This is a genomic window from Trichocoleus desertorum ATA4-8-CV12 (assembly GCA_019358975.1).
Classification (GTDB): domain Bacteria; phylum Cyanobacteriota; class Cyanobacteriia; order FACHB-46; family FACHB-46; genus Trichocoleus; species Trichocoleus desertorum_A.
The window spans coordinates 78,579-91,101 of sequence record JAHHIL010000002.1 but is presented as its reverse complement, the minus strand read 5'-3'; the positions used below and the strand labels follow the sequence as shown (position 1 = coordinate 91,101).

The window sequence follows — 12,523 nt, the reverse complement described above, 5'->3', positions numbered from 1 at the left end:
AACAAAACTGGCTAAAAGCTATTTTTTAGCGCCTGCTTCCCAAGTGCGAGTGTTAAAAAGTCAAACTGGGTCTTCTGAAGCCGATGGGGGAATCGGCCTACACCCTTATCTCACAACCACTTCAAGCAACTCATTCTGTCAAGAAAGGTGCTCATACCCGTAGTAACTAGTTAGAAAAAGTACTAGCACTTAAAAGATCTCCCAGTAGGTGCAATAGAATCATTTAGCTTTTTTAGTTTTAAAGTTGGATTGATCACCTTTTCTTTAACAACAGGATCTCATATTGACAAAAATATCCTTCTCTACCGTTGGGGAGAAATGCCCTCTGCTCCTTAGATTGAAGTCTGAATAGTTAAAAATTTTTCTTATTTAATATTAATTTTATGCGGAAGCTGATTAATACGAACTCAGCAATTAGACCTGCCGTTTTTAGGGCCAAACTTACTGTTTTACTCTTTCGAGATGATTTAAGGGAAACTTCAACACTCTGCATTTCTGGATCGGGTCAAGTTAGGCGAAAATGAGGAAGGCCAATTGACGGTCGCCTCAAGTTTTTAAGCATTGGATGCGTTTTGGTATGTCTGATTCCGGTCTTAGTCTTGCGACTCCAGTATTGGCTGAGTCTGGAATTAGCTACTCTTGTGGCCTTACTACACACTCTTGGGTGGAAGTTTTAGTAGATTGCCCCGGAGCCCAAGGGCTCTTTACCTATGCTTTGCCGCCTGGGTTGACGGTACAGCCAGGGGATGTCTTGACGGTGCCATTCGGGGCTCAGAAGGTGGGAGCGATCGCAATTCACCTTTTAGCTCAGCTTCCCCCAGACTTACCTCTGACGCAGGTTAGAGAGATAGAAGAGGTGGTGAGTACAGGCTTCTTTCCCGCTACCTATTGGACCTTGCTCAATCAAGTGGCTGAATACTACTGCACCTCCCTGATGGCGGTGATTCGGGTAGCACTTCCCCCCGGGTTGTTGGGGCGATCGCAACGACGAGTGCGCCTGAGTGAGCTAAAAGCTTTAGATACAATTGATCTCAGTCAATTAAGCCCAGTTGCCCAACAAGTTTTCAGCAGGCTTCAAGCCCAAAAACAAGGTAGTTACACTTGGCAGTACTTACAACAAAAAATTCCGGGGGCCGAGCGCGGACTTAGAGAACTGCTGAAACAACGTTTGGTGGAGAGCTATCTCGAACCTCCCAGTGCAGTGCGGCCCAAGCTACGCCAAGCCGTGACTTTAGTCGCTACGCCCCACCTAGAAACAAGCCTGAGCCCACGCCAACAAGAAATCATTCAAACCCTCCAGCGAGAAGGGGGAGATCTATGGCTCAGCGATCTCCTCCAACTGTGTCGAACTAGTTCGGGTACAGTGCAAACCCTAGCCAAAAAAGGTTGCATTGTCATTCAGCCGCGTGAAATTTTGCGGGCCGAAGCAGGTGTCGCGATCGCTCCCGACCAACCCAAAGAACTCACCCCTGACCAAGCTCAAGCCCTAGCGACTATCACTTCACTCTCTGGCTTTGCTCAGGTTTTGTTGCATGGTGTGACGGGTTCTGGCAAGACGGAGGTATATTTACAGGCGATCGCACCCGTCCTACAACGGGGGCAGTCAGCGCTGGTGCTGGTGCCAGAAATCGGCTTAACGCCACAACTGACCGATCGCTTTCGCGCTAGGTTTGGCAGCAAGGTTTGTGTGTATCACAGTGCCCTCTCTGAGGGGGAGCGGTACGACACTTGGCGGCAAATGCTCAGCGGTAGCCCACAAGTCGTGATTGGGACGCGATCGGCGGTGTTTGCGCCGTTGCCTCAGCTCGGCCTAATTATTTTGGATGAGGAGCACGACTCTAGCTTTAAGCAAGATCAACCTGCACCCTGCTACCATGCGCGCACCGTGGCTCAATGGCGAGCGGAGTTAGTCGATTGTCCTTTGATTCTCGGTTCTGCCACGCCCTCGATTGAAACTTGGGTCAGCGCCAAGGCCAGCGTAGAGGCTAACTCGTCTGGGCCGCATTATCTGGCTTTGCCAAGTCGAGTGCGATCGCGGCCTTTGCCACCCATTGAAGTGGTTGATATGCGGCAGGAATTTCAACAGGGGAACCGAACTATCTTCAGTCGGGCTTTGCAGGTGGCTCTAGAACGGCTGCAAGAACGAGGCCAGCAGGGCATTCTATTTATTCATCGCCGGGGGCACAGCACTTTTGTTTCCTGTCGCAGTTGCGGCTATGTGGTGGATTGCCCTAACTGTGATGTTTCCTTGTCCTACCATCACACCCACGCTGAGGCAACTCAGTTACTGCGTTGTCACTACTGCAACCACACGGCCCTCCACCCGCCTCAATGCCCAGAGTGTGGCTCCCCTTACCTAAAGTTCTTTGGCAGTGGCACCCAACGGGTAACGCAAGAACTCGCGAAGCATCTGCCCGATCTGCGCTGCCTCCGGTTTGATAGCGATACTACTCGCACCAAAGGATCGCACCGAGCGCTGTTGACGCAGTTCGCAGAAGGCGACGCAGATTTGCTGGTGGGCACGCAGATGCTAACTAAGGGGATTGATCTACCGCAAGTAACGCTGGTCGGGGTGATCGCCGCAGATGGGCTGTTACATCTGCCCGATTTCCGCGCCAGTGAGCGAGCCTTTCAAACGCTGACTCAAGTCGCAGGCCGAGCGGGACGGGGGGATGAACCCGGACAAGTGATTATTCAAACTTATTCGCCCGAACATTTTGTGGTGGAGGCTGTACAACACCATGAATATGAACCATTTGTGGCCGCTGAGTTACTGCAACGTCAAACCCTGCGGTTTCCGCCCCACAATCGCCTGGTGCTACTGAAGTTTAGTAGTCCTGATCCGTTAGCGGTGCAGAAAACTGCCAAACGTATTGCTGCGGTGTTGGCTCCTCAACAAGCAGAGTCAGGCTACGAATTGTTGGGGCCAGCTCCCGCCAGTATTTTACGGGTCGCACGGCGGTATCGTTGGCAAGTTCTCCTCAAGTTGCCGCTGGATCAAGCGGTGGAACTGCCCGACTGGAATGAGCTGCGATCGCTCTGCCCACCCAACGTCAGCATGACCGTCGATGTCGATCCATTAAACTTGCTCTAGATTCAGCCCAACCAAAACATTAGTCGGGCGGCAACAAACCAGGCTCTACAGTTTCTGTTCGGCTTTCTGGTTTGGAGCTAGAGCGAGCGTGATCTAAACCTTGCTGTACCCAGTTGATACACTCAGCTTCACTCCCAAAAATCTTGGGGGCAGCGATGTTAGTGAGTCGGCTAGGGGGGTAGTGATCATAGAAATATTTACCTGCCATTTCTGAGACAATAATCAAGTTATGACAGTAGGTATAGCGATGCTTAAAACTCTCTGCACTAGTCTCATAGAAGAAGTTTCGCGCTAAATGCTCCTGAGCAATACAGATAATTTCCTTCAGGGAGCTAGAGTACATCTGCGCTGGATTTTCTGCTTGATGCCACTCACTTTTATGCCCTGCCTCTGCTAAAAGCCTGTAGGAGTAGATATAGGCTGTGTCTGCCATGCCAAAGACAAATGGAATAATCAAATGGCCTTTGTCAGGGACTGATTTCTCGTAGAGTAAACGATTAAGTTCCATTACCTATTGCTTCAGACACGAGCCCAACCAAATTCATTAAAACTGTAGCGTGGATGAGTCGAAGTTGAGCAACACCTCGATTTGCCTACCTAAACCAGAACTAATCTGACAACTCATTTAAACTGAAAACAGCCAAGCCTCAAAAGATTTAAGCAAGCTGTAGATGAAAATTGCGATCGCTCAACTTAATCCCACCATTGGCGATTTGACTGGGAATGCTCAGCGAATTCTGGCAGCAGCCCAACAAGCGGCGGCCCAAGGCGCACGTCTACTCCTGACTCCAGAACTCTCGCTGTGTGGCTACCCACCCCGTGATCTGCTGCTAGATCCCAGCTTTATTGCAGCGATGCAGCGAGTTCTACAGCAGTTGGCCCAGGATTTACCACCCGGATTGGCCGCTTTAGTCGGAACCGTAGAGTTGAATGCGCGATCGCTAAAAGAAGGCGGCAAACCTCTATTTAACAGCACTGCACTTCTAGAGCAGCAGCAGGTGCAGCAGATTTTTCATAAGCGACTGTTACCTACTTACGATGTCTTTGACGAAGATCGCTACTTCGAGCCAGGTCGCCAGATCAATCACTTCCAACTCGACTCTGTGCCTATGGGTGTGACCATCTGCGAAGACCTTTGGAACGATGAAGAATTTTGGGGCAAGCGCAGCTATACGACCAATCCGATCGCCGATTTAGCTCAAGCAGGCGTAGCGTTCACCATCAACCTTTCTGCTTCTCCCTACAGCGTTGGCAAGCAGCAAACCCGCATTGCTATGTTGCGGTATAGCGCCACTCGCTATCAGCAACCGATTATTTATGTCAATCAAGTCGGCGGCAATGATGACTTAATTTTTGATGGCAACAGCTTTGCTCTGAATCGGCAAGGAGAACTAATTGCTCAGGCGCAGGCGTTTGCCAGTGACTTGGTGCTGCTAGAGTATGACCCAGAACAACAGGATTTAAGAGCGCTGAATTCACCTGCGGCGATCGCCTCCAACCCAAGCTCCGAAACCGCAGAAATTTGGTCTGCTCTAGTTCTAGGAGTACAAGACTATGCGCGTAAGTGTGGCTTTTCTCAAGTGGTGCTGGGCCTGAGTGGTGGCATTGACTCCTCATTGGTAGCCGCGATCGCCGCAGAAGCTTTGGGGCCAGAAAACGTCCTGGGCGTGCTGATGCCCTCGCCCCACAGTTCCGACCACTCGATCACCGATGCCCTGGATTTAGCTAACAACTTAGGGATCAAGACTCACACCCTGCCCATCGGTAGTTTGATGCAGGACTACGACCAAGGTCTAACCGACTTATTTACAGGTACTGCTCCTGGGATTGCTGAAGAAAATATTCAATCCCGGATTCGGGGCAACTTGTTAATGGCGATCGCCAATAAGTTTGGTCATCTGCTGCTCTCAACAGGCAACAAATCCGAAATGGCAGTTGGCTACTGTACCCTCTACGGCGACATGAACGGTGGTTTGGCGGCGATCGCTGATGTCCCCAAAACCTGTGTTTACGCCCTCTGTGAGTGGCTCAACTCCCCCTGCGAATCCCACCAGTTCTCCAATTTAAAGTCCAAAATCCAAAATTCCCAAGCTGAGGTTGTCCCTACTCACGTCCTCACCAAGCCTCCTAGTGCCGAACTCAAGCCCGGACAGGTAGACCAGGATTCTTTGCCACCCTACGACGTTCTAGACGACATTCTCGATCGCTTTATTCATGAGCACCAACCCCCTGATGCGATCGTGGCTTCGGGGCACGATGCTGCCGTGGTCGATCGCGTCGTCAAAATGGTCACACGGTCTGAGTTCAAGCGCCGTCAAGCGCCGCCTGGCATCAAAATTACCGATCGCGCCTTTGGTACGGGATGGCGTATGCCCATTGCTAGCCGTTGGGTTGCAGCTAGTACTCCCGAAAACACCTCTGCCGCCATCGCAGAAATCTCAAAGCAGTAAGCCTCTGTAGCATCAAAAATCACCCATCCTTTCTCAGCTAATTAGCAGGTTATAAACAACTAAGGGCTGAGATCTGAGTGCTATAGGGCTTAAACGGGCACTCTGAATGGAAGCAACTTATTAGGCTACTTAATTACAGCAGTAACCAATCTGCTCAGTAGCCTGGGTGCTTAGAGTCACCTTACGCAATGCTACAGAGCCAAACTGTGCCACATCATTCACAAAATTGTCAGCCACAAATTATTGACTTGGGTATGTCTGATGAGGAATACCTAGAGCTTTTAGCTCAGGGGCGAGATCCAGTCAAGGAGATGAGAGATCAAGCCTACGAACAAGAGCTACTCCGTTACGGCATCTCAAGTGAAGAAGCAAGTCGAGTTGCGCCTTTACTCGACCAGTTCCACTGCTCAATTGAAGAACGAATCTTAATTGCTAGAGTGCTCAAACAAGTTTGGCATCAGTTGATTTTTCAGGCCTGTGTTGCGTAGAGGGGCGTAAGGAATCGGAGAAAAAGATGAGGGATGAAATCTGAGTCTCACCCCTCACTTCCAGCCTGCGGTTTCATGCGCCAGCCCACTCTCGTCACCTGACGGGCACGAGCAATCACCAAAGAATCATCGGAGACATCTTTGGTCACGACGGAACCTGCTGCCACAGTGACATCTGCCCCTAAGGTGACGGGAGCTACCAGTACGCTATTGGAACCTGTTTTAGTGCGATCGCCAATCACAGTCGGATGCTTGTTCACCCCATCGTAGTTAGCGGTGATGGTACCCGCCCCGATATTCACTCGCTCACCTAGAGTTGCGTTGCCGAGGTAAGACAGATGGGCTACGTTGGTGCGATCGCCTAAAGTACTGCTCTTGATCTCGACAAAGTTACCAATGCGGCAGCCAGAGCCTACCTCTACATGATCCCGAAGATGAGCATAGGGACCAATCCGAGCCGCAGACTTCACCGTACTGTCCGTAACAACAGAGTAAAGAACGGTGACTTTTTCACCAATCTCACTGTTCTCGATCAAGCTACCAGGGCCAATACGAGCGCCCGCACGAATCGTGGTTTTGCCGCGCAAGTGAGTTTGGGGTTCAATCACCACATCCGGTTCAATTTGGACGGTTTCATCGATCGTGATGCTGTCTGGGTCTACCAGAGTAACACCTGCATCCATCCAGTCATCTTTTACCCTAGTCTGCAAAATCTCATAAGCACCCGCCAATTGCTTACGGTCGTTAATGCCCAGAATTTCTTGATAATCTTCCACGTCTACCGACATGACTGGCTCTAAGAAGTTCACCGTGTCTGTGAGGTAGTACTCTTGTTGATCATTGTTTGCTTTTAGCTGGGGGAGTACCCGCTCCAAATCAGGCCATCGGAAACAATACACCCCCGCATTAATTCGATGATTTTGCTTCTGGGCAGGAGTGCAGTCTCGGTCTTCCACAATTTGCTTCACAATGTTTTGGCTATCGCAGAAGACCCGCCCATACCCTTTAGGATTGGGCAGTTGAGCCGTCAAAATGGTTGCAGCGTTTTGGTGTTGCTGATGCGTTTTTAACAACTGTTGCAATGTTTCTGGCCGCAGGAGTGGCACGTCTCCATTCAGCACTAGCAAATCGTCTTGGAAACCTGCTAAATGAGGCAATAACTGCTGAATGGCATGCCCTGTCCCTTTCTGCTCTGCCTGCTCTACAAACTCAACATCGGTAAAAGATGCTAAAGCTTTTTGGACAAGATGCCCTTGATAGCCGACGATTACGATTCGTCGAGATGGCTCAATCTCAGACAAACTATTAAGAACCCGTTCCACCAGCGATCGCCCACCCAAGCCATGTAAAACCTTGGGTAAGTTCGACTTCATACGTGTTCCACGTCCAGCCGCTAAAATTGCTACCGCTACCATTCCCTTCTGATTCCAGTCTGTTCCACCGGAGTATACCGTGGTTCTACTACGATTAACTCACAGGTGATTCTAGCAGGTGAGAAACTGTTTCAACTTGGGGATTTGAGAGCAACGGTTTGATCTCACTTTGATAAACAAAATCCTGGAACTGTTTCACTAGCTTAGGATTTCGCCAGCCCCTGTCTGTTTCTTCTAGCAAAATAGAGATGGCTTCCTCTGGGCTATAAGCTCGCTTGTAAGGCCGCTCATGAGTTAGGGCATCGTAGATATCAATCAGCTGAAAGACTTGGACGAGAGAAGGAATGTCACTGCCAGCTAGCCCATCGGGGTATCCCGAACCATTCCAACGCTCGTGGTGATGGCGAATGATTGGCAACACGCCCCGCATGGTTCTCAGAGGCTGGCAAATCTTTTCCCCAATTAGCACATGCTGCTTCATTACTTCCCATTCTTCTGGAGTAAAGCCCGCTGTTTTTAGCAAGACAGCATCCGGAATTCCAACTTTTCCAATGTCGTGCAGGTACCCTGCCCACATTAAGTCTCGCACTTCACTCCGAGATAGATTCAGGTATTCTCCAAAAGCTTTAACCCGCATTACTAGGCGTTCGCAGTGATCACCAGTATTGGGGTCACGGCTCTCTACGGTGCGAGCAATGGAAAAAAGTACTTGCTCAGCATGATCTAAGTCTTCATTTAGCCGTTTTTGGCCCACCAAAGACTTCACACGAGCCGATAGCTCTAACTGGTCAAACGGTTTCGTAAGAAAATCGTCTCCCCCTGCCTCAATCCCTTTGAGTCTCGCCCGTCGATCGTTTAATGCGGTAATAAAAATGACTGGAGTGAGCCGGGTCTGCTCATCTTGTTTTAACCGACGACACACTTCAAAGCCATCCATTCCTGGCATCATCACATCTAGGAGAATCAAGTCAGGGTTGCCCTCAGTGACACAAGTCAAAGCTGCAGGCCCACTGTCTGCTTCTAGAACATCGTATCCTTCCACAGAAAGTAAAGCCACAGCCGTCATCCGGCTGGCTGGGTGGTCATCTACTACCAGAATTTTGGGCCGTTCTAGCTCAAGACCGTTCACTGGGAACCTCATGTTAAAGGGTGGTAGAGAAACCCAATCAAGTTAAGCTGGTGGACATTTAGTTTGCTTAGTTTAATGGTTGGGCTTTATTTCCGGGCGCGTTGTGCCTCAGAGTTAAATGGCCACAAGCTTATAAAAATTTAAAGCTGAAAGGGTAAAATGCCATGTTTACCAGTATGTTCAATTGTACCAATTGCGAAATCAGGCTTTTTACGGAGATCAAGACAAGATTCGATTGAACTAGTCCGTTGAGCTACTAGTTCAAGTTCTAGCAAGCAAGTTGCTACGCGATCGCAGCCCCTCTTACTTGCCCTAAATACGCGATCGCTCTACTTGTTGCTAACGGTAGTCTCTACCACCAGTGGCTACTTGCTCTAGGTCTTCAGCATCTGGCTCATCTAGTGCCTGAACGATGAGTTCGTCGTCCTCTAAAGGCTCAATAGATTGTACGGGAATGTCCACGCCATTGATGATAGCGCCCAAGAGCCGGAAGTCTGATTCAGCCAGCTGGTCAGTGGCTTCAGCTAACAAGCTATCCTCGGTATAACCGGGTCGGGTGACGAGGAGCATGCCATCGCTATAAGGCTCTAACAAGAGAGCATCATTGCAAAGGCTGAGCGAAGGTGTATCGAGAATGACTACATCAAAGCGTCCTCGCACATCCTCCAACAGACGGCGCATTTCGCTAGACTCTAAAATCGCAGCAGCCTGACGTTGTGGCCCGGTGCTAGGGACAATGTAAAGGTTTTCTATATCAGGGACTAGACGGATGCAGTCGCCAAATTGGCCATAGTAGCGTAGCGGTTCAATCACACTGTCTGGATCTGGAGTGATTTTAAGGGATCTCGCTTGAGAGGGCGATCGCAAATCCGTTTCAATAATCAAAGTCCGCTTGCCTGCTCTGGCCGAGGCGATCGCTAAGTTGTAAGCACTAATGGTCTTACCTTCTTGACCCACTACGCTCGTCACCAAGATCACTTTAAGCATCTTGCCTTCGACGCGGCGTAAATTACTCCGCAAGCGCTCGTAGAAGTCGGCGTAGGGAGATTCTGGATCGACTACAACTGGAATCTCACCGTTGTAAGAATCAGCCCCAGGCAACAGCGGTAAAACACCCAGAATGGCGATCTCGCGCTGACGTAGTGCTTCTCGTACGTCCTCCAAGGTGTAGAATTTGCCTTCGAGAGAGTCTAGTAGCAAGATTAAGCCGCCGCCTACTAACAACCCGACCAGAGCCCCAATTCCCAACGTCAAAGGAGCATTCTTAGGAGCTTTCACATCTTGCGAAACCTCTGGGGGCTTCGCGATCGTCAAACTACTAGCCGTTTCTGCCTCTGCGGCCTTGGCATCAACTAGAGCCGCCTGCATCCGGTCATAGAAGGCACGTTTCAGAGTTGCCTGCTGTTCTAGGCGAGTTCGCTCCAATTGTTTGTTAGGCAGTACGGCATATTCACGCCGCATTTCTTGCTCAGTTCGAGCTGCAGACGCAATCTGCTGGCGCATGGTATCCAATTGGGTTTGTAAAGCGGTCAGTTGGTTGGCCAACTGCTGCCTCGCTGGGTCTAAGCTACTGTCTCGACGAATTTGATTGCCACCAAGCAATGGTGCGGCAACTTGGTTTCCACCCACCACTTCAGAAGCGCGTTGTTGTAGCATCTGCTCGTAAGCTTGCTGCTTATTGCGCAAATCAATCATTGTGGGATGCTCAGACCGTAAGTCCTGGGCCAGCAACGCGATCTGCGATTCGTTTTGGTAAATTTGGGCTCGTAAATTGGCAATAATTGGATCGGCGCTGAGAGCAGAGGATGCGTACGCTTGCTCAGGATTTAAGCCCAATCTTTGCTGTAGGCTCCGCATTTGAGCCATTGTCCCTTCCATGGCTAGGCGGAGTTGCCGTTGCTGTTCCTCGGCGTTTTGAATCGCCGTAATTACATTGCCGTTTTGAGCCGCCACCAAAGCAGGACCTTCTCGGCGGTCATACTGCTCTAGCTTTTGTTCTGCATCTCTCAGCTCTTTAGTCGCTTGAGGTAAACGCTGATTGAGCTCCTGAATAATTGCCCGCAAACGCGCTGTATTGATGAGGCGACTTTGTTCCACCATCCCATTCATCAATGCCTTAGCTGCCTCAGCGGCTCGCGTTGGATCACTACCATCTCGATAGGTAACGATGAATGAACCACCTGCATTATTGTCTTTGTTATCTTTGCCCTTTTTAGGTTCTTCTACCGTGGTGTTGCGCTTTACTTCACTCGGCTCAGCATTGACCTGGCTGGCTGCAGCCTCAACCACATTATCGGCTAGGAGAATTTCTGGACTGAGAACTTGTCCTTGCGCCTGGATCTGAGTCCCTGTTTCAGAAAATGTCACAGGGGGGCGATTGTTAGCTAGCGCTCCTTGGGCGACGTAGGTAGGCGCTTCCTCTGGTTGAGCCGCTACTAATACAGAGGCACCCATAATTAGGGCAAAACCCGCAAGTCCAGCCCATTTATGTCGATCCAGAGCAATGAGATAACGTTTGACAAAGGGGGGAGTCATAGCAGCAGGAAAATGCAGTAGATGGGGACAGGGAAAGGGGGAATAAAGCAGGTTAGCTTCTAAGGTAACCTAGCATTTCTAGTTAGTTGCAGATTTGGCTACGCTTTGTTACTTAAGTATCTTGTCACTTAATCGTCATTGTCATCATTAGAACCAGGGCCGAAGAGGTCACTAGCACTATCGGAAATTTCGTCAAAGAACAATAAAAATCCTAAAATATCGCGGAATGGTTGAGTAAACGTATTTAGAGCATACGTAATTCGACCCACCAAATTACGACCCACAACAATGACATCATTATCTTGGAGTGGGACATTTTGGGAAACATCGCCCATCAAAGCTTTCTTAGCATTTAATTCTTTGGTAATTGCTTTACCTTGCTCTTGATCGAAGCGGATCAGAGCAATTTTCTTGAGTCTGGTATTCTCCAAATTGGGGCTAATTGCAGTTAAAGCATCTAAGAAGGTACTGCCATTGGCAAGGTTGATGTTGCCAATGCCATTCCCGGCATAACTTAAAACTCGAACTGTAATTTGTTGCTTTGAAAGGGTCGAGCGGGCAACTAGATTACGGTCATAGTCCTGCTCTATACCTATATCTAGTTTAGGTATGACGATCGCATCTCCATCTTCTAGACGCAGGTTTGGCAGTTGGCCACCGTTGGCAAGGGGGGTGAACAAATCAACTTTTTGTTCAATTACGGTGCCATCAATTAAAGTACGACGCACCTGAACTGCTCTTAAGTCGGCTCGGTTTGTAGCGCCGCCCGCTGCTAGCAAAGCATTTGAGATCCGAGGTTGCCCTCCGGGCACAGGGTAAAAACCTGGCTTGGTAACTTCTCCCAGAATGGTCACTTGCACTGGGCGTTGCGCTCCCAGGTTGACTGTCACCATTGGGTCGATTACATACCGATTAAAGCCGATGCGCAACCGTTCTTGAACTTCTTCTAAAGTGAGACCTGTAACCGAAATCGTTCCTAGTAGTGGTGCTGTAATGTTGCCTTCGGGATTGACGTTGGCTGTAAAACTTAAATCAGGAAAACGATTAACAATTACACCGATTGCATCTCCAGGTCCTAGTCGATAGAGATCGAACTGAGTTCGGGCATTGGGTGGATTGGCAGGGAAGGAATTAGGCAGTGGTGCTGTGGGAAAAGTGCTAGGCAGTGGCTGTACGGCTGGTGCAACAGGGCTTGCTGGGACAACGAGGGGTAGCGGCTGGCGATCGCCAACTGGCTGATTAGAATTAGGGGGATTCTGACCAATAGTTAAAGACTGCAGTTCCGTCTGCCCAACAGCTGCTTCTGGCAAAAATCTAGCATTAGCTGCCCAAATCAGAGTCGTAAACGAGGCTGTGGATGCCACCGAATACAAGCTGGTTAGTGAGAAGACACGAAACTGACGTATCCGAGAAGCTTGGGACATAAGGATTGAAAGAGTTGCGAGCGGTTCTAT

At 49.7% G+C, this 12,523-nt stretch carries 8 protein-coding genes; 3 read left to right on the top strand and 5 right to left on the bottom strand.

All coding sequences use genetic code 11. The annotated features are described in order from the left end of the window. Positions 1–577 precede the first annotated feature (577 nt). Complete coding sequence (gene priA / locus KME12_02970; protein ID MBW4486734.1) at positions 578–3,094, top strand: primosomal protein N'; 2,517 nt, start codon at positions 578–580, stop codon at positions 3,092–3,094. 19 nt (positions 3,095–3,113) lie between these two features. On the opposite strand, the gene KME12_02965 is transcribed toward priA, so the two are convergent. Then, positions 3,114–3,602 (bottom strand): hypothetical protein, encoded by a 489-nt coding sequence (locus tag KME12_02965; GenBank protein ID MBW4486733.1) that lies wholly within the window; start codon positions 3,600–3,602, stop codon positions 3,114–3,116. 163 nt (positions 3,603–3,765) lie between these two features. Between KME12_02965 and KME12_02960 the strand changes: the two genes are divergently transcribed. Beyond that, positions 3,766–5,544 carry an NAD+ synthase gene (locus tag KME12_02960; protein ID MBW4486732.1) on the top strand — a complete coding sequence of 593 codons (1,779 nt, stop codon included), beginning with the start codon at positions 3,766–3,768 and terminating at the stop codon, positions 5,542–5,544. Between the two features lie 188 nt (positions 5,545–5,732). Continuing rightward, complete coding sequence (locus KME12_02955) at positions 5,733–6,032, top strand: hypothetical protein (protein MBW4486731.1); 300 nt, start codon at positions 5,733–5,735, stop codon at positions 6,030–6,032. Between the two features lie 47 nt (positions 6,033–6,079). On the opposite strand, the gene glmU is transcribed toward KME12_02955, so the two are convergent. From glmU to KME12_02935, 4 genes are all read right to left on the bottom strand, one after another. Beyond that, a complete protein-coding gene (gene glmU, locus KME12_02950) occupies positions 6,080–7,447 on the bottom strand; it encodes a bifunctional UDP-N-acetylglucosamine diphosphorylase/glucosamine-1-phosphate N-acetyltransferase GlmU (protein MBW4486730.1) in 1,368 nt (455 codons plus the stop codon). A gap of 52 nt (positions 7,448–7,499) precedes the next feature. Continuing rightward, the gene (locus KME12_02945; GenBank protein ID MBW4486729.1) at positions 7,500–8,546 is read right to left on the bottom strand and encodes a two-component system response regulator; all 1,047 of its coding nucleotides are present in this window, start codon (positions 8,544–8,546) and stop codon (positions 7,500–7,502) included. Between the two features lie 327 nt (positions 8,547–8,873). Further along, a complete protein-coding gene (locus KME12_02940; GenBank protein MBW4486728.1) occupies positions 8,874–11,069 on the bottom strand; it encodes a polysaccharide biosynthesis tyrosine autokinase in 2,196 nt (731 codons plus the stop codon). Between the two features lie 128 nt (positions 11,070–11,197). Next, the gene (locus KME12_02935; GenBank protein MBW4486727.1) at positions 11,198–12,493 is read right to left on the bottom strand and encodes a polysaccharide export protein; all 1,296 of its coding nucleotides are present in this window, start codon (positions 12,491–12,493) and stop codon (positions 11,198–11,200) included. Positions 12,494–12,523: the final 30 nt, after the last annotated feature.